Annotated in this window: 19 protein-coding genes; 10 read left to right on the forward strand and 9 right to left on the reverse strand. The window is 55.6% G+C overall.

What is annotated here, in order from left to right; genetic code table 11:
* Positions 1-201: 201 nt before the first annotated feature.
* Positions 202-648 carry an Lrp/AsnC ligand binding domain-containing protein gene (locus B7444_RS02775; protein ID WP_456303393.1) on the reverse strand — a complete coding sequence of 149 codons (447 nt, stop codon included), beginning with the start codon at positions 646-648 and terminating at the stop codon, positions 202-204.
* 145 nt (positions 649-793) lie between these two features.
* On the opposite strand from B7444_RS02775, the gene putA reads away from it, so the two are divergent.
* From putA to B7444_RS02800, 5 genes are all read left to right on the forward strand, one after another.
* On the forward strand, positions 794-4,363 hold the full coding sequence (gene putA, locus B7444_RS02780; RefSeq protein WP_007283479.1) for a bifunctional proline dehydrogenase/L-glutamate gamma-semialdehyde dehydrogenase PutA: 3,570 nt from the start codon (positions 794-796) through the stop codon (positions 4,361-4,363).
* A 308-nt stretch (positions 4,364-4,671) separates the two neighbouring features.
* Positions 4,672-5,316 (forward strand): TetR/AcrR family transcriptional regulator, encoded by a 645-nt coding sequence (locus B7444_RS02785; protein ID WP_007283478.1) that lies wholly within the window; start codon positions 4,672-4,674, stop codon positions 5,314-5,316.
* Positions 5,317-5,480: 164 nt separating this feature from the next.
* Positions 5,481-6,635 (forward strand): M24 family metallopeptidase, encoded by a 1,155-nt coding sequence (locus B7444_RS02790; protein WP_007283477.1) that lies wholly within the window; start codon positions 5,481-5,483, stop codon positions 6,633-6,635.
* Positions 6,636-6,768: 133 nt separating this feature from the next.
* Entirely contained in the window at positions 6,769-8,103 is a 1,335-nt protein-coding gene (locus tag B7444_RS02795; protein ID WP_007283476.1) for an MFS transporter, read from the forward strand.
* Positions 8,104-8,225: 122 nt separating this feature from the next.
* A complete protein-coding gene (locus B7444_RS02800; protein WP_231502807.1) occupies positions 8,226-10,568 on the forward strand; it encodes a TonB-dependent receptor in 2,343 nt (780 codons plus the stop codon).
* A gap of 192 nt (positions 10,569-10,760) precedes the next feature.
* On the opposite strand, the gene B7444_RS02805 is transcribed toward B7444_RS02800, so the two are convergent.
* The 3 genes from B7444_RS02805 to B7444_RS02815 are packed head-to-tail and all read right to left on the reverse strand — an operon-like array spanning position 10,761 to position 13,080.
* The gene (locus B7444_RS02805; RefSeq protein ID WP_007283474.1) at positions 10,761-10,952 is read right to left on the reverse strand and encodes a hypothetical protein; all 192 of its coding nucleotides are present in this window, start codon (positions 10,950-10,952) and stop codon (positions 10,761-10,763) included.
* Positions 10,952-12,820, reverse strand: a complete 1,869-nt coding sequence (gene feoB, locus B7444_RS02810) for a ferrous iron transporter B (protein ID WP_007283473.1) — start codon at positions 12,818-12,820, stop codon at positions 10,952-10,954. The genes B7444_RS02805 and feoB overlap by 1 nt, the downstream gene beginning before the upstream one ends.
* An 8-nt stretch (positions 12,821-12,828) precedes the next feature.
* On the reverse strand, positions 12,829-13,080 hold the full coding sequence (locus B7444_RS02815) for a FeoA family protein (protein ID WP_007283472.1): 252 nt from the start codon (positions 13,078-13,080) through the stop codon (positions 12,829-12,831).
* 263 nt (positions 13,081-13,343) lie between these two features.
* Between B7444_RS02815 and B7444_RS02820 the strand changes: the two genes are divergently transcribed.
* Positions 13,344-13,697, forward strand: a complete 354-nt coding sequence (locus B7444_RS02820) for a metal-sensitive transcriptional regulator (RefSeq protein WP_007283470.1) — start codon at positions 13,344-13,346, stop codon at positions 13,695-13,697.
* A gap of 25 nt (positions 13,698-13,722) precedes the next feature.
* On the opposite strand, the gene B7444_RS02825 is transcribed toward B7444_RS02820, so the two are convergent.
* From B7444_RS02825 to B7444_RS02840, 4 genes are all read right to left on the reverse strand, one after another.
* Entirely contained in the window at positions 13,723-13,998 is a 276-nt protein-coding gene (locus tag B7444_RS02825; RefSeq protein WP_007283469.1) for a hypothetical protein, read from the reverse strand.
* Positions 13,999-14,025: 27 nt separating this feature from the next.
* Entirely contained in the window at positions 14,026-14,799 is a 774-nt protein-coding gene (locus B7444_RS02830) for a copper resistance protein B (protein ID WP_186810567.1), read from the reverse strand.
* A complete protein-coding gene (locus B7444_RS02835) occupies positions 14,796-16,580 on the reverse strand; it encodes a copper resistance system multicopper oxidase (RefSeq protein ID WP_007283467.1) in 1,785 nt (594 codons plus the stop codon). The genes B7444_RS02830 and B7444_RS02835 overlap by 4 nt, the downstream gene beginning before the upstream one ends.
* 84 nt (positions 16,581-16,664) lie before the next feature.
* Entirely contained in the window at positions 16,665-17,066 is a 402-nt protein-coding gene (locus tag B7444_RS02840; RefSeq protein WP_007283466.1) for a hypothetical protein, read from the reverse strand.
* A gap of 273 nt (positions 17,067-17,339) precedes the next feature.
* Here B7444_RS02840 and B7444_RS02845 point away from each other — a divergent pair, with 273 nt between their 5' ends.
* The 4 genes from B7444_RS02845 (at position 17,340) to B7444_RS02860 (ending at position 24,184) form a co-directional block, all read left to right on the forward strand.
* Positions 17,340-17,552 (forward strand): heavy-metal-associated domain-containing protein, encoded by a 213-nt coding sequence (locus B7444_RS02845; protein ID WP_035729378.1) that lies wholly within the window; start codon positions 17,340-17,342, stop codon positions 17,550-17,552.
* Positions 17,553-17,631: 79 nt separating this feature from the next.
* Positions 17,632-20,028, forward strand: a complete 2,397-nt coding sequence (locus B7444_RS02850) for a TonB-dependent siderophore receptor (RefSeq protein ID WP_007283464.1) — start codon at positions 17,632-17,634, stop codon at positions 20,026-20,028.
* Complete coding sequence (locus B7444_RS02855; RefSeq protein WP_007283463.1) at positions 20,015-21,739, forward strand: ABC transporter ATP-binding protein/permease; 1,725 nt, start codon at positions 20,015-20,017, stop codon at positions 21,737-21,739. Before B7444_RS02850 ends, B7444_RS02855 begins: the two co-directional genes overlap by 14 nt.
* A 69-nt stretch (positions 21,740-21,808) precedes the next feature.
* Positions 21,809-24,184 carry a heavy metal translocating P-type ATPase gene (locus B7444_RS02860; protein ID WP_035729370.1) on the forward strand — a complete coding sequence of 792 codons (2,376 nt, stop codon included), beginning with the start codon at positions 21,809-21,811 and terminating at the stop codon, positions 24,182-24,184.
* Here the strand turns inward: B7444_RS02860 and B7444_RS02865 are convergent.
* Entirely contained in the window at positions 24,181-24,852 is a 672-nt protein-coding gene (locus B7444_RS02865) for an RBBP9/YdeN family alpha/beta hydrolase (RefSeq protein WP_007283461.1), read from the reverse strand. The genes B7444_RS02860 and B7444_RS02865 overlap by 4 nt on opposite strands.
* Between the last annotated feature and the right edge of the window lie 104 nt (positions 24,853-24,956).

Consider the following 24,956-nt stretch of genomic DNA (forward strand, 5'->3'; position numbering starts at 1 on the left):
CGCCGCAACCGTCATCTTCTGGCTATGAGTCCTGAGCCTAGAGTGGCTGGCGTCGTCCATTAATAGAAAGCTCTTTGAGCCTGTCTGGAAAATCGGTCTGATGTGATTCAAACGCTGGGTGTGGACGCCAGAGCAGAGGGGCCGGATAGCCAGGATCCCCCGCAAGCCGAAACGCTCATCCGTGAATTTCCAAAAGGGTTCTTAGAACAAGGGAAGTTCAGGGTCGGATTTTATTTCTTCCATGACAGTATAAGTATGGGTCTGACGCACTCCTGGCAGGCGAGTCAGGGTCTTTCCAAGGAAATTTCGATACGCGGCCATGTCCTTGACCCGCGCTTTCACCAGATAATCAAAACCTCCCGCCACCATGTAGCATTCGCAGACCTGCGGAATGGTTTTCAGAGCCTTCGAAAAAGACTCAAAAATATCGGGGCTGGTGCGATCCAGCGTCACCTGAATGAAGACCAGCAGCCCCAGATTGATGGTCTCTGGGTCGATGCGCGCCATGTAGCCCCGAATAACGCCGTTTTGTTCCAGCTTACGGACGCGTTCAAGGGTGGCGGCGGGACTGAGATGGATCTGCCGGGAGAGATCCAGATTTGTGATACGGCCGTCTTTCTGCAAAAGTCTCAGAATTCTGCGATCCATGTCGTCCATTAGGAAACTGCCTGCAAATATAATTTTCCAAAAAATCAATATACCGAACTTAATTCGTTGTCTTTGGTAAAATACCATTCCCTGTTTCGTGAGCGTTTCAATATCTGGGAAGGACAATCAAACCAGCGGTACCCTCATGACCACATCTTTTGCGTCGCTTGCTGCCACCGTTCCTTCGCGTTCCCTGCTGCGTCAGGCCATTACCGATCATATCCGTGTTCCGGAAGCGGGTCGTGTGGAAGTGCTGTCCCGGGAGGCTGCACTCGATGAGAAGCAGGCTGTGCTGGCACGCCAGACAGCACGCCGTCTGGTTGAGGCGCTTCGCCAGTCCGGCAGTAGTGGTATCGTGCAGGATCTGGTTCAGGAATATGATTTGTCGTCGCAGGAAGGTGTGGCGCTGATGTGCCTTGCCGAGGCCCTGCTGCGTATCCCCGATCTGCCAACACGTGACGCTCTGATCCGTGACAAGATTGGAAGTGGCCAGTGGCACGAGCATATCAGTCGCAAGTCCTCCCTGTTCGTGAATGCCGCGACATGGGGGCTGGTTGTCTCTGGAAAAGTTTTGTCTGCGGAACAGACCAGAACGCTTCCAAGAAGCCTCAAAGGCCTGATTGGACGATGTGGTGAGCCTGTAATCCGCAGAGGTGTGGATCTGGCGATGCGCATGATGGGAGAGCAGTTTGTTACCGGTCAGACCATCGAAAATGCTCTAGAAAACAGCAAGCCTTTGGTCGCAAAGGGCTTCCGGTATTCCTACGATATGCTGGGTGAAGCTGCCACGACCATGGCGGACGCAGACCGGTATTACCGTGATTATGAACTGGCCATTCATGCGATTGGCAAAGCGGCAGCTGGCGCTGGTGTTTATCGGGGACCGGGAATCTCCGTCAAGCTTTCAGCTCTGCATCCGCGTTACAGCCGCCTTCAGAGAGACCGGGTTCTTGCGGAACTTGGACCACGTCTTACAGCACTCGCGCGTCTGGCCTGTCAGTACGATATCGGTTTCAATATTGATGCTGAAGAAACGGAACGGCTTGAGCTGTCGCTCGACCTTCTGGAAGCTCTGTGCCACGACGACGCCCTGAAGGACTGGAAGGGCATTGGTTTTGTGGTCCAAGCCTACCAGAAGCGCGCGCCGTTTGTTCTTGACTGGATCATCGACCTGGCCCGCCGGACAAATCATCGCCTGATGGTGCGTTTGGTAAAGGGTGCATACTGGGACAGCGAGATCAAACGGGCCCAGGTGGAAGGAATGGAGAATTTTCCACTTTTTACGCAGAAGGTTCACACAGACATCTCCTATATCGCCTGCGCCAAAAAGCTTCTGGCGGCCTCAGATGCTATTTTCCCGCAGTTTGCGACCCATAATGCCCAGACGCTGGCAAGCATTCATGCCCTTGCCGACCCTGACTTCACCGTAGAGTCATATGAATTTCAGTGCCTGCACGGCATGGGGGAGACACTCTACAAGGAGGTTGTTGGCCCTGAGAAGCTGGACAGACCTGTCCGGGTTTACGCGCCTGTGGGGACGCATGAGACGCTGTTGGCTTACCTCGTGCGTCGCCTGCTGGAGAATGGAGCCAATTCGTCTTTCGTAAACCGTATTCAAGACCCGGCTATTTCGATCGAGGAACTGATCACGGATCCGGTCACATTGGCTGCCAGCCTCCCTGCCGGTGCAATTCGGCTCCCTCTGGATATGTTCCAGCCCGAGCGCCAGAATTCTCGCGGGCTTGATCTTTCTGATGAAAATACCCTGAAAGCTCTTGGGCTGACACTGAGTATTCCAACGACTTTTGGCGCGCAGACAGGAGAGGCTATTACCAATCCCGCCAACAGGCAGGACAAGGTCGGCTTTATTCAGGCCACATCTGTTGAGGATGTGAAAGACGTGATCCGCAAAGCGCAGGACGGCTTTGAAGTCTGGAAGAACACGCCTGTTTCAGAGCGCGCGGCGTGTCTTGAAAAGGCTGCCAGCCATCTCGAAGACGATATGCCGCGTCTGATGGGGCTCATCATCCGGGAGGCGGGCAAGACTCTTGCGAATGCTGTCTCTGAAATCCGGGAAGCGGTCGATTTTCTGCGCTATTATGCTGCACAAATCCGACGTGACTTTGCTGACGGTACGGCTGTTCCGCTCGGGCCGGTGGTGTGTATCAGCCCGTGGAATTTCCCGCTTGCCATTTTTCTGGGACAGGTTTCCGCATCCCTCGCTGCCGGCAACAGTGTTCTCGCCAAGCCGGCTGAAGAAACGCCTCTGATTGCCAGGGAAGCGATCCGTTGTCTGCATGAATCTGGCGTCCCCGAAGCGGTCGTGCAGCTTGTGCAGGGGGGAGGTGACATTGGAGCGGCGCTGGTCGCAGATCCACGGGTGACGGGCGTCCTGTTTACGGGGTCAACGGAAGTTGCCAAGCTGATCGAAAAGCAGCTTTCCCAACGCCTGAATCCGAATGGTTCGCCCGTCCCGCTGATTGCGGAAACGGGCGGCCAGAATGCTCTTGTCGTGGACAGTTCCGCCCTTTCCGAGCAGGTTGTTGCAGACGTTCTGTCGTCCGCTTTTGACAGTGCGGGGCAGCGCTGTAGTGCTCTGCGTGTGCTGTGCCTTCAGGACGACAGCGCAGATCGTGTCCTCACCATGCTCAAGGGCGCGATGGACGAACTGCGAACGGGTGATCCCTCACTGCCTGAGACGGATGTTGGCCCGGTCATCAGTGCTGAGGCGCAGGCTGGTATCCTGCGTCATATCGAGGAGCTGCGTGCGCGAGGTTTCAGAATTCATCAGTCACCGCTTGAGGCAGACTGTGAAAACGGAACCTTCGTCGCGCCGACACTGATTGAAATTGACAGTCTTTCAGTTCTTCAGCGTGAAATCTTCGGCCCGGTTCTGCATGTTGTCCGCTACCAGCGGGATGAACTTCCGCAAGTGATGAAAAACATCCATGACACGGGATATGCGCTGACATTTGGTGTCCATTCGCGGATTGATAAAACAATCGAGGATCTGAAAGCGGCATCTGACGCAGGCAATATCTACATCAATCGTAATCTTGTGGGTGCAGTGGTCGGTGTTCAGCCTTTCGGAGGGCACGGCCTTTCGGGAACCGGCCCCAAGGCAGGTGGACCGCTTTATCTGCGTCGTCTTCTCGCACATCGTCCCGAGATCAAAGGGTTTTCCAGACGGGATTTGCCGGTTGTTTTGAATGCCGCTGGCCAATGGCTCCGGGCAATCGTCCCCGACTTCCGGGCAAAAGCCAGTGTCGGAACGCTGCTGGGGGCTCAACTCACTCTTCCTGGACCTGTTGGCGAAGAAAACGTCTATACATTGACGGCGCGTGGGACAGTTCTCTGTGCAGGCCCGACACTTGAAGACGTGTGCCAACAGGTCACGGATGCTCTGACCGCTGGAAATGTCTGCGCTATTCCTGCAGAAATATGGCGTCGTTTGCCACCACCGCCAGTTGGGCTTCTGTCGCATGTCCTGCCGGTATCAGGCAGTACCCAGTGTGATATCGCGCTTTGCAACGGAGACGAGGCGATCAGGAAACAGGTTCTGTCTGCGCTTCAGTCCGATCAGGGGCCTGTCGTATGTCTCCATACCCCTGACGAGCATGGTCACTATCCGATGGAATGGTTGGTGCAGGAACGGGTTTGCAGCACTAATACAACGGCGGCAGGTGGTAACGCAGCGCTGATGGCGGTTGTCTGATCTTTTATAAGGTTTTACCCATTTTGGCCGGGAGACCCGTTTCTAATGCGGCCAAAGCGAAGCTGTCTGCACAATCCATCTGAAAAGCAACGCTCGACTTTGTCGTGAGGTCGGGCACATCACAAACAGGTCGATGGGGGCGAACTGCCCGCATATTGTGTATCAGGTGGCCAGGTGACTGTCTCCAGACGGTGATTGGATGTTCCCTGACGGTGCTGGTGCTGAGTATTCCCTACCTGCGGCTGCTTCTGTAAGAATCAGGGCCGTATCGAAAGTGTTGTTCGATAGATCCCCTGATCTTAAGGCCTATGACCGCTCCTTCACCTTCCAGTCTCCTGCTGCCCCGTCGGCGCACCCAAGCTGATCGGAGTGCTGCGACGCGCGCCAAAATTCTGGAGGCGACGGTCATGCTGTTGCAGACCCAAGGGTACGCGGCCACAACCATCCAGCGCATTTCCAAGACGGCAAATGTCAGCCTTGGAGCTTTGCAGCATCATTTTCCAACCAAGTCGCAGGTTATGGCGACTGTTCTGCGCCATTATGCACTCAAGCGCGCGCGGCTCTACCGGCGGGCACTGAGTATGCAGGCCACACCTGAGCAGCGTGTAGATGCCATGCTGGACACGATGTGGCGGCTGGTTACGGACGGGCCGGAATTTCTGGCGACAGTGGAAATTGAGCTGGCACGCCGGAGCGATCCTGATCTGGAAGCTGTGACGGCGCCCGTTCTTGAGCGCATTGATCAGTTTATGACCCGCTGGCTTTCCGGGCAGCGTATGGCACCACCAGATCCGCGCTTTGTCGAACTGCGGCTGCTCAATTCGGCCTTGCTCCGAGGCTTGGCTGTCGAGCGCGCGCGTGGGGTGCCTGTGGAGAATCTGGCGCGTTCTTTCGAAGTGTGGCGCCAGTTTTCACGCACGGAGTTTCTGAGGATTGCGGCACGTCCGGCCTGAAGACGCGGCGGATCACGAACAGTCTGTCTCCAAGAGGGTCATTGCAGATTTAGAATAATTTTCTTGACGCTTATAAAACAAGTAGGTTGTATTGCTTTTATGTAGATTCACCAGCAGCTCACCCCGGAGGGAAGGCAGCTGGTTCCAGACAGATAGGGTCAAACATGACGATGCCGCCTCTCACCGCTGCACAGGTTTCCGCGCCTGAGATCGCTGAACGTCATCGCCGGGTTCGTGAAAAGATGGAGCAGGCCGGCCTGACCGCCTATGTCTCTTTCGATCCGGATAATGTCTATTACCTGACGAATTTCGCGAATTTTGTACATGAACGCCCGTTCGTTCTGATTCTGACGATGACGGAAACGTTCTTCGTTGTGCCGGTTCTCGAAGTCCCGCATGTGCTGCGTCACAAGGTCGGAGATTTGACGCTTCTGGACTATGCTGAGTTTCCCGCAGTTGTCGGAAAACGCTGGTCTGACCGGTTTTCGGACGCTCTGCCCACACAGGGAACAGTCGGGATTGAAGGCGCCTGTCCAGCATATCTGCAAGCGCAGATCGGGAACCCGATTAAGCTTCTGAACATCATTGACGAGATCCGTGAGGTCAAGTCAGCGCACGAAATATCGCGGATTGCCTGGACAAGTGACGTGATGACAAAAGCGCTGGCGATGATGTTAGGGCAAGTGAAGCCGGGTGTAATGGTCGCTCATGCCATTGGCGACGTAACGTCTTACTTTTATCAGCGCTGTCTGACGGAATCACCGCAGTATAATGTCATGTCCAGTCATGCGGCTGGTCTCATTCAGCCACCGGCTTTTACGGATGATCCGCATAACTTCTCCTGCCTGACTGCAACATGCGAGCCAGGCGGCCCGTTTCTGGGGCTGGTAGCTGGCAAGATCAACGGTTATGGCGCTGAAATCGAGCGGACGTTTTTCCTCAACAGCATTCCCGAAGATACAAAACGGCCTTTCGATACGATGATGGAAATGCGCCTCAAGGCGTATGACATGCTCAAACCTGGCGCTATTGGTTCGGAAATTGATGCGGCCTGTCAGGCTATTGCTCATGCGGCAGGATACGAGACGCCCCTGCATCGCACCGGACATAGTTTTGGCGTGACAAGTCATGAAGCGCCGTTCCTGGCGCTGGGCGAAGACAACGTTATTCAGCCGGGCATGATTTTCAGTATCGAGCCAGGCATCTATCTGAACGGTAAAGGTGGTTATCGCCACTCAGATACGGTTCTGGTGACGGAAACCGGGTATGAAGTGCTCACGAAATATCCCGACAGAAAAGAAGACCTGATCGTCGGGTAAGCATTTCCGAAATATCGAAGCTCTTTACCGAGGTTCGTCTGTGTTGCCCTGTCGCCGTGAATATTCCGGGGCGTTCAGGGTAACCGGGCAGAACTGCGCTTCAACACTCTACATCGTTCCGGGATAGAAACACATGTCCATTGCAGACCGACTGGAGCGTCTCCCATTCTCCAGCTTTCACTACAGGCTCCTGCTTCTCGGCGGTGCAGGATACTGCTTCGACGGGCTTGATGGCGCCATTCTCGCGTTCGTCATGCCCGCCCTGCAGCATGTATGGGGCCTGTCCATGGCCCAGCTCGGTCTCTTGGGGAGCGGAGCATTTTTTGGATATTTCATTGGCGCGTTGACGGCTGGGGCGGTCGCAGACCGGTGGGGAAGGCGCTCTGTCATGATGTGGGCGCTTGCCTGCTATTGCGTTGGGTCTCTTATCTCGGCGCTGTGTGTTTCCTGGCATGGTTTTGTACTGGCGCGTGTTTTGTCTGGGATTGGAACGGGCGCTGAATCTGCCATTATCGCTCCTTATCTTTCGGAATTTGTACCGCGTCGATATCGCGGAATTTTCACTGGCGCACTGGCAGGGTTTTTCTCATTTGGATTTGTGGCTGCATCCTTGCTGGGCTACGCGCTGGTGCCGGGATCGGAAAATGGATGGCGTTGGGCAATAGGTTTGACGGCGTGTCCGGTGGTTATGCTGTTGTGGTGGCGCCGTGCGTTGCCGGAATCCCCACGATGGCTGCTGGCTACCGGACAAGGCGATACTGCTCATGCTGTTCTTTGCAAGATTGAAAAGAACATTGGCGTCCTATCGCCATCCTATGAAGCTGAGTCAGTCCCATCCATTAAAACATCTTTTGCGGGACAATTTGTAGGGCTCTGGCGTGCCCAGCTATGGCGTATCACGGCGATGAGCTGGGTTCTGTGGCTGGCCGTCACGTTCAGCTATTATGCGTTTTTCTCCTGGTTGCCGACGCTGCTCATCGCACGTGGCTTCACCATTACGCATAGCTTCGGATTTTCTATTGCCATTTGTGTAGCGCAGATCCCCGGCTATTTCAGCGCTGGCTTCTGTAACGAATATTTCGGAAGAAAAACGACAATCGTGACGTATCTGGGGGCTGCCGTGATCAGCGCTGCCAGTATGGCGCTTGTGTCGTCATCGACAGGTATCCTGATTGCAGGAATTTTGCTGTCATTTTTTATGAATGGCACGTTCGCCGGGGTTTATGCCTACACGCCCGAAATTTTCCCGACAGCCCTTCGTGCGACGGGAATGGGAAGTGCATCAGCAATTGGTCGTATTGGGGCGATCGCTGCGCCACTTCTGATTGGAGCGCTGTATCCAAAGGCCGGATTTGCGGGCGTGTTCGGCATGACGGCTCTGATCCTTCTCTTCGGCGCATTGTCCATTCTGGTCTTTGGACCGTCGACCGTAAACCTCTCTCTCGAAGAGATCGAAAGCACGTACTGAGTTTCCAGAATTTTGCGGGATGCCTGGACTGATGAAGTCCGGATCCCGCCCTGAAATCCATCATGCACTTCGCATGGCTGCTACACCCTCTGATAGCCGGTGTTGTTCCGGGGAGACCTGAAATGTTCCGATTAAACAATATTCTTCTGTGTACAACCGCATTGGTCCTGACGTTGCCAATAACGGCAGTTGCAGCCACCACGATCGAAAAGAGCGGGCATGGAACGAAGGGGCGTGCTGCTGTCAGTCGCGCAGCGACTTCTCATGGTTCTTCTGCGGTTTCGCAAGCGCGCGTTCGACATGCAAACCCCTCTTCCGATCCGGAATCAATCCGGGTGTATCGAACAAAAAATGCCCTCGGACCGTTGGCGACACAGCATCAGGGTGTTTCTGTCACCCATATTGATGCAACTGAACTCGCCCGACATCAGGTGACAGATGTGAAGGGGCTGATGAACCTGGCACCTAATTTGACTGTGCAGCCGCAGGGTTCAAGTTCTGCGGTAAACTTCACGTTGCGCGGTGTGGGGCTGAACGATTTTACCGCCAATAACACCCCATCGGTGATGACATACGTGGACGGCGTGGCGCTCCCCATCGGATATATGGCCGGTGCGGCGATGTTCGATATGTCCGGCGTGGATGTGAACACTGGTCCGTCGGGTTTTACGCATGGTCAGACAGTCACTGCAGGTGAAATCAATATCAAGACGGCGGATCCGACGAAGACCTTCCATTACGGCGCATCCGAAGACATCGCGACGTATAATCGCAGCATTACCAATCTCTATGTGTCCGGGCCGCTGTCATCCAACGTCCAGTATCGTATCGCCGGTTTCACACAGCAGGGAGGTGGCTTTCAGAAGAACATCAATACCGGGCAATCCCTGGGAAACGCCAACAAAGGTGGTCTTCGTGCCAAGATTGCGTGGCAGCCGGATGACAAGACGAACATCGTCTTCAGTGGCAACTGGGTGCAGGATAATTCACAGGCGATGGGCGCCTTCAATGTCCAGGATCTGGCACGCAATACACCTGCCTATCAGGACAATCTGAAAACGGGCTGGGGCTTTACGCCGGCATTTCTGAAGCTCACGGGGAATTCGGCAGGCACCAAGCCGTCCTACAACAACACGTTCTGGGGGGCGGGTATCAATTTCACCCGGTCTCTGGGGTTCGCTGACCTGAGCACGATTACCGCGTTTCAGCAGATGTATGTGCATAATCTGATGGATCTGGATGGCACGGGCTACGCAATCTACGATGATGACGTCAATACGGATGCCAATCTGTTCTCACAGGAGGTGAAGCTGGCATCCCACAATCCGCATGACCGGCTGCAATGGGATGTGGGCATGTACTATGACCGCACGCAGATGCATTCAGTGATTTACAACGATTATACCGGTTCGGGCTCACGGCCTTACATCCAGCGCACGAGTTATAACCAGGACCAGCAGGCATTCAGCCAGTATGGCCATGTGCGTTTCACGGTTACGAAACGGCTGCACGTGCGGGCCGGAATTACGCATGAGTCCGACGATCGTGACCTCTATAACATGCAGACGATGCGCTATAATACGGCTGTGTATCCGACCCCGTACGACACTCATTATGGGCGGCGTGGCGCTCTGACAAACCAGTTTGCCGGGATGGGTGGACTTGAATATCAGGCGCTCGACAACCTGATGCTGTATGGTTCAATCCGGAAAGGCTTCAAGCCAGGCGGATTTACAGCCAACAATACGGTTGTGGCCTCGCAGCTTACGCCCACCAAGCCTGAATCCCTGCTGGCTTATGAGGTTGGTTTCAAGTCCGACTACTGGAATCACAAGCTGCGCGTGAATGGCAATGCGTTCTGGTATGATTATCATGGCCAGCAGGTCGCGGGGTTGGCGGTGGTGCCGAACTACGGCGTAGTCGGGCAGTACGTAAATATTTCCAAGAGCCGGATCTGGGGCGTGGAACTGGGCATTGATGCCAATCCCATTCCCGGGCTGTTGCTGCATCAGCACTTTGGTTATGAGCGCGGAAATTATGATGATTACAGCGCGATTGATACAACCGCTGTGGCGGCAACCTACGTCAAGACCGGCAAGCTGATGGCGCTTTATCGCAGCTATGCTGGTGTTGATATGGGTATTCCCAAGCTGACCCTGGAAGGATCGGCATCCTACAAGGCGAAGCTGGATGCACATTGGACGCTCACGCCTTACATCGACTACAGCTATCGTGGGTCTCAGGTCGATGTTCCCGGGAACAACCTGTACCGGATGCCCGCATATTTCCTGATGAATGTTGGTCTGACCTTTGCGCCGAAAAGTGGGAAATGGTCTGTCTCAGCCTATGCGAACAACGTTCTGGACCGTCATTATGATGTGACACGTCAGACAGGGTTGAACGGAATTTTTGGAATTCCGGGAACGCCCCGAATGGTTGGTGGCCGACTGCGGGTGGACCTCTGAGATAGATTTCAGAAGTTTATTTCTAGCCAAGAAAAGTCAGATTTCTGAGGTTACGATAAAGCAGATAGCCAGAATTTGGCTATCTGCTCTCGCGCTGCAGTTTCCGTGAAAAGTCATACCTGACATGCTGGCAATTCACTGAACGCATGCCGTCTGTCCAGAAAAGTGCAGAAACTTTTCTAGGGTTCGATTTCAGTGGCAGCCGCCGGACTTGCCACTACAAGCAGAACAGTTATCACAGCCTTTGGACGGTGCCTTGGCGGGAATATGGCTCTGGAGGCCCAGGGAGAGCTTCAGCCTTCCCCAGTTCGCCGGGAAAAGGCGTGTGTACCAGTAAAGCGCTGCAAGAGAGACCAGCAGCACGGCAATGATAGTCTCGATCATCAGGCTTCTCCTGTGATGGCTTTGGTCAGATGGAAAACGACGAATGCGGCGAAATATGCCAACCCGAAAAGATAGGCGGTTGCACCTAGAACGATCTTCATCGATCGCGTTTCCCGGCGCATGACAGCCAGGGTGGAAATGCACTGGGGTGCGTAAACATACCACGCCAGAAGCGACAATGCAGTTGCAATGCTCCATTGGCTGGACAGGAGGGGAAGAAGCTTTTCGGGAGCTGCATCTTCGCTGACGCCAAGAGCATAAACGGTCGCCAGCGCGCTCACTGCAACTTCACGGGCCACTAGGCCCGGAATGAGCGATACGCAGATCTGCCAGTTGAAACCGATTGGGGCGAAAATTGTCAGCATCAGATGGCCAATCCGTCCAGCCAGACTGTAATCAATGGCTGCGCCCGTAGCCCCTTGCGGGGGAAGCGGAAAGCTGGACAGTCCCCAGAGCAGAACATTCAGCGAAACGATGATTGTTCCAACGCGCGACAGGAACATGACCGCGCGCTGCCAGAGCCCTAACGCCAGACTTTTCAGGTTCGGGCGACGGTAGGGCGGCAGTTCCAGAAGCAGCGGATGCTCTTCAGATTTGACGCCACGCGTCATGATACGGGCTGCGATCACACCGCTCACAATGGCGACGGCATACAGCGCGAACAGGACCAGTCCCTGAAGCCCCAGAACTCCCAGAACGGTTTTGTGTGGAATAAATGCGCCAATCAGAAGCGTATAAACCGGCAGACGTGCCGAACACGTCATCAATGGAGCGATCAGGATCGTTACCAGCCGGTCACGCGGGTTCTGAATGGTTCGGGCCGCCATAATGCCGGGAATGGCGCAGGCAAAGCTCGACAGCAGAGGAATGAAAGAGCGTCCGCTCAACCCGGCAAGAGCCATCAGGCGATCAAGTAGAAATGCGGCACGGGGCAGGTAGCCGGATTCCTCCAGCGCCAGAATCCAGAGGAAGAGGATCAGGATCTGTGGCAGAAAAACGATAACCATGCCTGCACCAGCAATGACGCCATCGGCCAGAAGGCTTTTCAAAACCCCGTCAGGCAATGGCCTGAGGAGCAGCTCGCCTAGCATGGTTATACCGCCTTCCAGAGCGTCCATGAGGGGCTGGGCCCATGCAAAAACGGTCTGGAACATGACGAACAGAACAACGAGCAGAATGACCGGCCCCCAGACGGGGTGCAGAAACCAGCGGTCAAGACGATCCACCAGCCTCTCCTGCCCTGCGGAGCGGTCTGTGACATAGGTCTGGATCAGTCGGCGTACTTCAGCGTGAAGATCCGCACCTGATGGCGAGGGGGCGGGAGGTGGTGGGACAGGGCGATCCAAGGCCTCCAGGAGGGGTTGAACACCCTGTTTATGCAGGCTGATAACAGGAATAATGGGCATGCCCAAATCGCGCTCAAGTCCTGCAATGTCGATGGACATGCCGTTACGTTTGGCTTCGTCCATCATGTTGAGGGCAACAATGATGGGGACGCCAAGCTCCCGGAGTTCCAGCAGAAAACGCAGGTGCAGGCGAAGATTGGTCGCAGAGACAACGCCAATCAGAAGCTGGGGGCGTGTCTCCGTACGATGCCGACCAAGGCAGACATCTCGCGTGACATCTTCATCAGGGCTGGTGGAGGAAAGGCTGTAGGCTCCCGGAAGGTCCAGAACACGGATAGAGCGGCCCTGCGGGGTGGAGAAGAACCCTTCTTTCCGCTCAACAGTCACACCAGCGTAGTTCGCGACTTTCTGGCGGCTGCCAGTTAACTGGTTGAACAGTGAAGTTTTGCCGCAGTTGGGATTTCCTACCAACGCGATGTGCAGCGTGGAGTCTGCCTGAAGCGACGGTGTCGGAGAGGCCATGGTACGTGTCAGACGGGTCGTCGGAGAACGATCCGGGCGGCTTCCCCTTTACGAAGGGCAAAGCGGGAGGTTCCGAGAGTGACAGCAATAGGATCTGCGCCGACTGGCCCGGTCGCGACGATTTTGACACTTTCGCCAGGGACAAAGCCGAGTTCACACAGGCGCGCACTGATCGGATCAGCCGCAGTCCGCTCTTCAACCCGATCAATAATGGCGTAATTCCCCTTGGGGAGCGTATCCAGATACCACATCAGCTTCATATCCCAGTGCGTACCAGCGCTCTTCAGGAGAGGCTGACTGCACTCTAGATAGGCTCATCGGGCAAAGTCGGGAAGAGAGAGATGAGAATTAATTGCATCCACATCTTCCTTTTTAAGATCTGACCGCAGTTTCTCTGGACTTTTTAATGGGAAGGAAGAGAGTTTGATTGAGGTGACAGGGCGTGTTGCCTTTTCCGGCATGGCCGTAAGGAACGCAGGGGTGCTATGCACCCTACGGCATGACCGCAGAGGAGCTGTGTCCCATGAGTATTGTAACAACAAACGATGACGAACTTCCGACAGAAGGGTGTGTTCACTGTGCCACCAGTGAGACAGCGGGAGAAAAGCGCGTTGAACAGCCGCAGAAAAAGGCACTTCTGAACCGTATTCGCCGCATTGAAGGCCAGGTTGGTGGCGTTCTGAACATGATTCAGGATGACCGTTACTGCGTGGATATTCTGACGCAGATTTCCGCCATCAAGTCTGCACTGGACGGTGTCTCCATCCAGATTCTGTCCACGCATGCCAATGGGTGCGTCAGAAAAGCTGTGCAGGAGGATGGGGGCGAAGAGGCGATTGACGAGCTTTTGCAGGTCGTACGCCGGATGATGCGCTGACGCCTCTTCTTTTTTGAGAAAAGGTTTAGCGGTCCTGTGTGGCGTCGGGGGCTGGGCCAGGTGTGGACTCCATGCTCATGGCCTGACACGCCTTAAGCTGCTGCTGCATTTTTGGCGAAAGCGGCTTGTTCTGCTTTTTCGATGTTTCAAGACGATCGCAGAGCTCCATCTGCTGATCCATGTTCAGGCCTGCAAGCGGGTCAGCCGGCGTTGTTGAGGACGGCTTGGGCGTTGATGCGGGGGCAGCCTGGGCTGCTGTTGCAAAGAGCAGGGCTGCAAGAGCGGAGAGGGTTTTTGTCATGATGAAAACTCCAGAAAGATATGAAAATCAGAACCAGCTTCTGATACCGAGGCTGAAGCGGACCGAACCGGGCTTTTCGCCCTGATCGCGCACAATCCTGCGGGCCTGCGTCAGATGGCCGGAATAGGTGACGCCCACATAAGGGGCGAATTTGCGCCAGAGTTCGTAACGCAGCCGTAGACCGGCATCCACGTCCGACAGGCCAGCACCTGCCAGTCGGGACGAATCTGACTTTGTGTAAAGATTGAACTCGGCCTGAGGCTGGAGGATGAGCCGGTTGGTCAGCAGAAAGTCATAAGACCCCTCGACGCGTGCGCCAAAGCGTCCCCGATCGCTGACATAGCCTGTGGCCTGAAACTCGAACTGGTAAAGGGCCAGCCCCTGTATGCCGAAGGCGCCCCAGGTCCGCGTGGGGCCATCATCCAGATCGACGCGGACGCCGCCCTGAAGGTTCCAGTAAGTCGAAATGGCGCGGCTGTAGAGAATGTCCTGCTGGCCGTCGCTCAGGCGCCCTTTTTCAAGGGTGCCTTCTGACTTGATCCAGAGGCGGTCATAATCCGTGCCATACCAGACTTCACCATCCCAGCGGAAATCAGTGCCAGATGGTGCGTAACGCCCTTCGGCCTGTTCAAGAATACCGTGGAACCAGCTGCTCTGGTCCATCATGACGGGCATGATATTGCCAAGATGCGTGACGGCTCCTGGAACAGGCGCGTCTGCGGCCTGATATTGCGGGCTGTCTTTCGCATGCGCTGTCCCAGCCCCAACAAGGAACAGCACTGTTGCCAACACGGCTCTCATGACACCACCACGGTACGGAACATGCCAAGATCCATGTGGTACAGTAGGTGACAGTGATAGGCCCACATGCCGGGGACATCCGCTGTGACAAGATAGCTCATGCGGGACCCAGGCTGGGAAATGATGGTGTGCTTGTAAGGGCGGTATTCTCCCTGGCCGTTCTCCAGTTCGCTCCAGAGGCCATGCAGATGGATCGGGTGTTCCATCATCGTGTCGTTGATTAATGTGAAACGGACACGTTCGCCCTTTTTCAGTTTGATCGGCCCGGATTCCGAGAATTTCCTGCCATTGAAGCCCCAGATATAGCGCTCCATATTGCCGGTCAGGTGCAGGATGATTTCCCGTGAGGGTGGGCGCGGGTCTGCGCCGGGCCGTGTGGCACGAAGCTGTTTATAGTTCAGGACACGACGGCCGTTATTCTCCAGTCCGTCCCCTGGGCTGCCTGTTCGGTCCATGGGCATCATGGCGACGTTCTGGTTCTCTACGTTGATGGGAGGTGGCCCCGGATCGTCCACTTCCATTTGCGGCATGGCCATGTGCCCCATATGGCTCATGTCCATACCTGCCATGTGCATGTGGTCCATCCCCTTCATGTCCATGCCGGACATGGACATGTGATCCATGCTTTCGCCCGGCTTCATTTCTCCCATGCCCATATCCACCATGGTGCGGACAGGGCGGGGGTCCATGGGCGGGATCAGACTGCTCATGCCGACGCGAGGGGCCAGTGTTCCGCGGGCAAAGCCTGTGCGATCCTCGCTCTGGGCAAAGATTGTGTACGCGCGGTCTTCCTTTGGCTGCACGATGACGTCATAGGTTTCCGCTACCCCGATCCGGAATTCATCGACCGGAACCGGCTCGACATCGTTTCCATCCGCCTGAACGACCAGCATCTCGAGACCCGGAATACGGACGTCAAACAGCGTCATGGTGGCGCCATTGATGAACCGCAGACGCACGCGCTCGCCGGGGCGGAACAGACCGTTCCAGTTCATGTCCGGGGCATGGCCGTTGAGCGTATAGGTGTAAATGGCGCCGGAGACGTCCGCGATGTCGGTCGCCGCCATGTTCATCCGGGACCAGGCGAGCCTGTCTTTCAGTGCGGCCATGGCGCTTCCGGCTTCCCGGGCTTCTTTCGGGAAGGACGCAGCCGTGCGTTGGCGGAAGACGTAATAATCGTCCTGCATTTTGAGATTGTTCACGATGTCATGGGGCATGACATCGGTCCATTCCCCCAGAAAGACGACATAATCCCGGTCACAGACATTTGGGTCAGGACGGATTGGGTCAATGACGATTGCGCCATACAGGCCCATCGCTTCCTGCATGTTGGAATGGCTGTGATACCAGTATGTGCCACTCTGATGCAGACGAAAGCGATAGGTGAAGGTTTCGCCGGGTGGGATGCCCGCAAAACTCAGGCCGGGTACGCCGTCCATATTCGCTGGTACTCGAATTCCGTGCCAGTGGATCGAGGTTGTTTCATCCAGCATATTCCGGACATTCAGAGTGACGGTCTCACCCTGTTTCCAGCGCAGGATGGGACCAGGGACAGTGCCGCCAATGCTGGGCGCATGCATGGATTTTCCATCCAGGGAAACATGCGTGCGGCTGACCTCCAGGTCCCATGTATTGGACGGCATTGCGGGCAGGCAGCCGGAAGACGGGCGACCTTCGGCTTTTGCCTGTTGAGGCAGGGCGCTCAGGCAGGCCCCGGCGCCAAGACTTGTGACGAAGCGACGACGCGTCAAACCGCGTGCGAGACTGGAAAAACTGTGCATGTGCTGAAAACCGGGAAACGGTGCAGGAAAGCCGCAGCGTATTCAGACCCATGACAGGCCCGCACGCTTACGGATCGGGACGTTTCAGGACAGCTGCGATTTGGGGGGAGGGGGGGTGGGGATCCAGTCTGTGCCAGACAGGGACGGATGGCCAGACTGAACGAAGCGCCCGGAAATGGCGATCTGAGTGGAAAGCGGCGTCAAATGTGCAAGCGCCAGTGCGGGCTCTGCTGACGTCGCATGAATATGGCAGCAGCCTTGCCCGTGACTGTCATGATGATGGGGCGAAGCCTCTGACGTCATGTTCTGCATGTCATGCTGGGCACAACTGACGGAAGCGGATTGTGTCATGGATGTACAGTGATCCATGGTCATGGTGTGTGCTCGGGTTGCGGCATGAGCCGGAAATGCACCAGCCATCACTCCGATCTGCATCAGCAGACAGGCGATCAGACCAAGCCATCTCCGGGTATGCGTTCTGAGCATCTCAGATCCCTGTTCCAGACAGACAGCCGATTTCTTCTGTCTGCTTTGTGGCTCGATCCTATACCGGGGCAGGGAATAAATGGAAGAGCGATTTCTGGTGAGAGGTGTTTTTGATGGATACCCGCCCACCGTATATAAATTTTAATTCGTTCCATTAACGATTTTAATTTCAAAACTCTCTCTGAATTGCCTAAGGAAAAAGTACATACCCAAAGGGGGTATAATGGAATCGCAGAATTCCAAGAATGTTTGGGTATCGGGGGCAAAGAAGTCATGACACAGACAGCACATCTGACGGTTGAGGGAATGTCTTGTGAAGGATGTGCGAAGCGTCTTCGAGAGGCGCTGGAGGGTGTCGATGGTGTTTCCGCCGTGGCTGTCGTTCTGGATGGTGGCCAGGTGACGATTGCCTATGATCCGACTGTTACAACCGTGGCAGGTTTGCGCGAAGCCGTTGAAGAGACAGGCTTTGATGCAGTTCCATAGCGCGCGTCTGCCTTCTCATTCCTGAGGGCGCGCGATAGACAGGCATCCGGTTCAACAGGTGAAACCAGTACCGGGTGTCATGTCGCAGAATAATATTCTTAAAGTGAAACAGATCATGCGGCAGTCTTATCATTTCTGGGCGGGTTTCATGACACATCACAGCGTAAACACGCTGCGGCGGTCCGCTCTTTTCTCTGTTTCCGGTTCAGCCCTGATTTGCGGAACCTTGGTGATGGGGGGTATTCCCGATGCACAGGCCTCAGAGTTTGGTGAAAAGGGCCGTCAGAAAGTGTCCCGCTGCCATGATGTTCAGGGGGCAGGTTCCAAAATTGCACAGACGTGCAGGAAGGCCTCTGCTCTTCCTGCACTCTCCCAGCCTTCGACTCCCAGCCCCTCAGGAAATGATGACGAGACGTCCGTTGTGAGTGGTGGCACGGAAAATCTGCGCGTCTATGGAACGTCCCGCTCCTATACGGCTCCGGCTGTGGAAGCCTGGGGGAAAACGCCTGTTGCCCTCAAGGATATTCCGCACTCGATTTCCGTAATCACACAGCAGCGGATGGAAGATTCCAACATGCTGACGATGACGGACGCCATGCGTCAGATCAACGGTATCCGTGTTCTCCCAGGATCGACGGCCAATAGCAATTTCTATTCACGCGGCTATCAACTCACCACCTCGATTGATGAAACGCCCAATGCGGCGGGAACACTAAACAACGCAAGTTTTGATCTTTCCATGTATGAGAGGATCGAAGTCATGCGTGGGTCAGCCGGCCTGCTGCAAGGCGCGGGCGGGGCTGGCGGCGTGGTCAATCAGGTTACGAAGAAGCCCGGGAAGGATTTCGCGGCAAGCGGAAATGCGACGGTTGGCAGCTTTAATAATTACCGCGCGGATATGGATCTGACTATTCCGCTGAACCACTCCAAAACACTGCGTTTCCGTACGGCCGATCTCTTTCAGGATAACGATTACTTCTACAAATATGCCCATAACCGAAGCTGGCAGGCTTACGGTGTTCTGGAATGGGATATAACGCCGTCCACCACGTTTCTGGTCTCTCATGCAGCGCAGAAACAAAACATTGACGCACCGTATTACGGATTGCCAGTCACAACGACACGTACCCTCTGGTATGGGGGCAGGGATGCAAATCCAACGCCACCCTGGGGATATAGTGATTACATGACCCAGCAGACGATTGCGTCTCTGACGCAGAAGCTCTGGGGAGACTGGGCGCTCACAGCTCGTGGGACTTTTTATGACCAGAATTACAACACGTCATATAATGCTCCTGACACTCTTCCGAATGCGCGGACGGGCCTGACAAGTTATGTGGATGGTGGGACCTTCCCCAATCGCGGAACCAATACGTCCCGGTCAGCCGATGTTTATGCCACAGGTAGTTTCCGGCTTCTGCACCGCACGCATCACCTGCTTCTGGGTTTCAATTACAACGCCTATAATACGCATGTTGGGTATGGTGCTGTTACGTCGGATACGGAGTATTCTGATGTCAGCATTAATAATACGGCGGTTGTGAAGGCGCCCCCTGCGGGCAGCATCACCTATAATGCTGCGGATGGTGCGGAAGGAGCGGATGACAACGCCTATCAGTGGGGGTTCTACGGACAGCTTCGGCTTCAAGTGATCCGCCATCTGTCCCTGATTCTTGGCGGACGTGTATCGCGCTTTTCCGAAAAAACGCGAGTTTCCAGTCCTTCTCCGGAAGGACCATGGAAGACGACCGCCAATATTCACGGTCAGCTTACGCCCTATCTGGGGACGGTCTATCAGATCACACCCAACCTTTCCTGGTACGCCAGCTATGCCAGTATTTTCACACCTTCTGTCGGGCGTCTGACCTACAATGGGGACGGCCTGACGCCGCAGCAGGGCAATCAGGTCGAGACAGGTTTCAAGGGTGAGTATTTCCACGGTCGCCTGAATTTTTCGACTGCACTTTTCCGCATGGAAAGTGTCAATCAGCCCGTTCAGGATCCCGATCACACAAACTTTTACATCACGACTGGCCCTATTCGCCGGCAGGGCTGGGAAGCGCAGGTTGATGGGCAGATCATGCCGGGGCTCGATGTGTCTGTTGGATACACATATCTGGATACCAAGGTTTCCAACCCGAAAGTTTCCGATTTCGGGGGCGTTTTTTCACCGCATCACATGTTCAAATCCTGGGTGCATTACAATGCACAGCAGGGCCGTCTGAAAGGGCTGAGTTTTGGTGTTGGACTGGATGCATACAGCAACCTCAGGGGCAGTTATGCGACGACAGTTCAAGGGGGGTACATGACGCTCGACAGCGTTGTCGGATATCGCTTTAACAAACATCTTAAGCTTCAGCTTAATACCTACAACCTGACCAACCGCTATTATTATGAACGTGCCAGTGGCGTCTGGCGGCTCAATTTCCCGGCCGCTCCCCGCAGTTTCATGGCAACGCTTCGTGGCACGTACTGAAGACCCGCCCCCCCAGCATTCCCTTTCGGACTGGAGGGTTCTTCTCCCCTACTGGCGATCAGAAGATCGGTGGAAAGCACTGGGGCTTCTGGGGGGAATTATCGGTCTGTCGTTTCTGGATGTGCAGGTTGCTGTCTGGTTCGGGAAATGGGACCAGACGTTTTTCGATACGATGTTCGCGTATAAAGTCGAAGCCTGTATCGCGCTTATTCCGATCTATCTCATGATGATGGGGTTGAGTGCGGGGATGCGCGTCATCCAGCAATACATGACGCAGGTTCTCTCCATGCGCTGGCGTCTGTGGAACACGCGGGTCTATCTGCGAAAATACCTGTCCGATGATGCGTATTATCATCTGGAACATGGAGAAAACCGGGCCGATAACCCCGATCAGCGTATCGCGGATGATCTGGCGCAGATGACGGTCTGGACATTACGGCTCGGTCTGGACGCCATCCAGGCGGTCACGACTTTTCTGTCGTTCGCGGTTGTCCTCTGGACGATTGGCGGCACGTTGTCTTTTGTCTGGCAAGGCTGGCACATCGTCGTTCCGGGCTACATGTTTTTCGGGACGACATTTTCCATTCTGCTGATTTCTCTGGTTCTGGAAAAAGCAGGTGGCCCGCTCGTCAGTGCCAATTATCGCCAGCAGCATTATGATGCCGATCTGCGTGCGGCTCTGCTGGATGTGCGCCGGAATTCGGAACAGATTGCTTTTTATGGTGGTGAAGGTGCAGAGCATTTCCGGCTTTCGGAATGTCTGCACCATATTGCGACCAACTGGCGCAGCGTGATGACGTATACGTGGCGTGCCAATACCGTGGTCGAGCTTTATACGGGCGGGATCAATATCGTCCTGTGGGCATTGCTGATCCCGAAGCTTCTGGCGCATACGCTGACGTTTGGTCTGTATTCCCGAATCAATTCGGCGTTCATGAATGTGCGCAGAAGCCTGCAATGGTTCATCGAAAACTATACGGATCTGGCCACTCTACGCTCCATCCTTCAGCGTCTGAGTGAATTCGAGCGTGTTGTGACGGGACGCCCCGAAGGTGGGATTGTCCGTACACCGGTGGAGCAGGGGCAAATCGAGATCAGGGATCTGGTTCTTGATCGCGCCGATGGATCGCGGATTGCTACTGTTGGGGATCTGACAATCCCAACGGGGGCGCGTCTGATAATCGGGGGCGCGTCCGGAGCGGGAAAGAGTACGCTTCTACGAGCATTGGCGGGGCTTTGGACCTGCGGGGCGGGAAGTGTTTCCTTTAACATGCGCGAAGCCATGTTTCTGCCGCAACGAAGTTACGTTCCTACGGGGACGCTTCGGCAGGCCCTCAGCTATCCGGCTACGCCTGATCGATATGAACGGGATGCGTGTGAGACTGCTCTGGAGGCCGCTAATCTGGGAGACCTCGTGTCAAAGCTGGACCGCGAAGCTGCATGGAGTGACGTGCTTTCCCCTGGCGAGCAGCAGCGTCTGGCCTTTGCCCGTGTTTTTCTGACCAGGCCTGCGATGCTCTTTCTGGATGAAGCAACATCAGCGCTCGATGAAGACAATGAGGCGCTTCTTTATACGCGCCTTCTTGCGCTTTTGCCGGACGTGACCCTCATGAGTGTGGCGCATCATTCAGGCCTGAAGCGATTTCATGACCGGGAAGCTGTTCTTTCCCAGCAGGGCATGACGATTCAGGTTCTTCATAATACCATATAGGGGTATATTCCTCTTTCGTTTTCCGGAGCCGCTGGTTTCGCGACTCTCGCCAGCTCAGGAGATGTTCAGATGGTCCAGACAATAAGTTTTCCAGTTGGTGGGATGACTTGCGCAGCCTGTGCTGCGAGAATCGAAAAAGTGCTAAACCGGCAGAGCGGTGTTCATGCGACTGTCAACTTTGCTTCCGAGCGGGCTCAGGTTGATCTGGACGGACCGGAAGCAAATGCTGGAAATGTTGTCGCTGCTGTTCGTAAGGCCGGTTTCTCTGTTGACGAACAGAGTGTGGATTTCGCGATTACTGGCATGACCTGTGCAGCCTGCGCGGCGCGGATTGAGAAAGTGCTGAGCCGTATGCCCTCCGTTCAGGGCAGCGTGAATTATGCGGCTGAACGCGCTCATGTCACCTATATTCCTGGCATTGTTACCCCGGAAGATCTGGCGGCCAAGATTACGAAAGCGGGTTTCGGAGCGACCCGTCTTGATGACGGTCAGCGTGAAGATCCGAAAGCAAAGCGTGAGGCCGTCTGGCGGAAAGAGCGTAACCGCTTCCTGCTGACGTTTATTCTGGCTCTGCCGCTCTTCGTTGAAATGTTCGGGATGCTGCTGGGGCGAATGGAAACCGTGCCGGTGGCCGTGCAGTTTGTCAGTGCCACACTGGTGCAGTTCGTCTGCGGAGCGCATCTGTATCGCCGAGCCTGGAATGCGGTGCGTGGCGGATCGGCGAATATGGATGTGCTGGTCGTTCTTGGAACGAGCATTGCGTATCTGTTCAGCGCGATTGTCGTCCTGTTCCGTCTGGATCAGCCGGTTTATTTTGAAGCCAGTGGCGCGATCATTACCCTGATTTCGCTGGGCAAGCTGATGGAGACGCGTGCCAAGGTCCGCACGAGTGCCGGGATCGAAAGCCTGCTTCAGCTTCAACCACAGACTGCGCATGTAGAACGTGATGGCGTTCTGGTTGATCGGGCGGTAGCGGATATGCATGTCGGAGACGTGTTTGTTGTCCGACCCGGTGAGAGCATCCCGGTGGATGGAACTGTTCTCGACGGATCTTCGGACGTCAACGAAGCCATGCTGACCGGCGAAAGCGTACCGTCTCTGAAACAGACCGGAAGTGACGTCTTTGGCGGCACGATCAATGCGAATGGCGTGCTGCGGGTCCAGGCGACAGGTGTGGGTTCTGATACGGCGCTGGCGCGGATTGTGCGTATGGTCGAGCAGGCGCAGGGGTCGAAAGCCAATGTGCAACGGCTTGCGGATCGTGTGTCCGGGATCTTCGTTCCGGCAGTCGTGGCGTTTGCTGTTGTGACGTTCCTGATCGGCTGGCTTGTGACGGGGTCTGCAACGTGGAGCCTGGTTTCAGCAGTCTCCGTGCTGGTGATTGCCTGTCCTTGCTCGCTGGGGCTTGCGACCCCGACGGCCATTATGGTGGGCACCGGGCGAGGCGCGCAGAACGGGATTCTGTTCCGGAATGCTGATGCGCTGGAACGTGCTGAAAAACTTTCAACGATCATTCTCGACAAGACCGGAACGCTGACGCAGGGGCGACCTGGTGTGAGTTGTCTGCACCCTGTTGATGGAGTGTCAGTGGAGCGCCTGCTGGCAGTAGCCGCGTCGCTGGAACAGAATTCCGAGCATCCGCTCGCCCGTGCGATTGTGGATCATGGGGCTGCGCACCACGCGACAATTCTGAGCGTTGACGGGTTCAAGGCCGTGCCAGGTCTGGGCGTTGAAGCCCAACTTGAAGGTGAGCCTGCGTTGCTCGGTTCTCCCCGTTATCTCGCCGAAGCCGGATATGACCTGACGGCCTTGCCGGTGGATGCTCTGGAAAGCGAGGGGCAGACGGTCATTGCTGTTGCGACGGGCGGGCAGCTTCTGGGCATTATTGCTCTGGGAGACAACCTGCGGCCTGATGCTGTTTCGACGGTTGCGGCCCTCAAGGCGCGTGGCATCAAGGTTGTCATGCTGACGGGCGATAATGAGCGGACCGCCGCAGTTGTGGCGCGGCAGGTCGGTGTGGATGATTATCTGGCTGGCGTCCTGCCACAGCATAAGGCGGAAGGTGTGGCACGCTACCGGGCTGAGGGGCGAGTCGTCGGGATGGTCGGGGACGGCGTCAATGATGCGCCGGCGCTGGCTGCTGCGGATGTCGGTTTTGCCATTGGTGCAGGATCGGCTGTTGCACTTGATACGGCTGATGTCGTGCTGATGAAGAGCGAACTGACAAGCGTTCTGGATGCGATTTCCCTGTCTCGTGCGACGCTTTCCAAGATCCGTCAGAACCTCTTCTTCGCGTTCATTTACAACCTTCTGGGTCTGCCTTTGGCGGCTTTGGGAATGTTGAACCCGATTGTCGCGGGGGCCGCCATGGCGATGAGCTCGGTCTCGGTCGTAAGTAATTCGCTTCTTCTCAACCGTTGGAAGCCTGAAGCAAAGCGCTCCTAGGACGTCTGAAGGCGGCGTTGAACGAAGGACACAAGGGTCTTGGCGCCGTGGCTCCAGAGACCCAGGAAGTCATCGCTGCCGACATGCCCGGTGAGGCCGGCATCCGTGAATTCGGCCTGCCAATGGTTGGCCAGGATCCGAGCGCGTTCGCTGGAAAGCCATGGATCATTCCGGCTGGCCATCAGGGCCATTGGAACAGGCGACGGGGCTTCTGGTAAGGGCGCGAAAGCGCGGATGCGGGCGGCTTCCGGGTGCGCTGTATGTTCGATATCTGCTGGTGCCACAAGAAAGGCTCCTGCGATTTTGGACGTATCATGGTGTGCAAGCCAACGGGCCGTCAGAACTGCACCCAGACTGTGTGCAATCAGAAGAACGGGCTTTTCTGCCTGCTGGATTGCGTTTGTCAGGGCTGCGTCCCAGTCTTCGGGTGTTGGGTTTTCCCAGTCCGTCTGGTGAAGGCGGGAGAGGCCGAATGCGCTCTCCCAGCGTGTCTGCCAGTGATGTGGGCCGGAATTGAAAAGTCCGGGGACGAGCAGCGGCGTGAAGTGTTCTTTGATGCGGTGAAATTCAGCGGCCAGAACCGTTTCTTCGGAAGAGCGCTGAAAGGAAAGCGCGCGGGCACTTGCCGTAAGGTCCAGAGCGGTAGCGCGGCCGGAAAAAAGATTCATGCCCGTGATCTCCAGAAGCCTGACCGGACGATTCCCGATCAGGATTGAATGTCTGGATTAATAACGAACATAGATCAGTATTAAATAAAACAACTATATTATAA

The organism is Gluconobacter thailandicus F149-1 = NBRC 100600 (assembly GCF_000964465.1).
GTDB classification, from domain to species: domain Bacteria; phylum Pseudomonadota; class Alphaproteobacteria; order Acetobacterales; family Acetobacteraceae; genus Gluconobacter; species Gluconobacter thailandicus.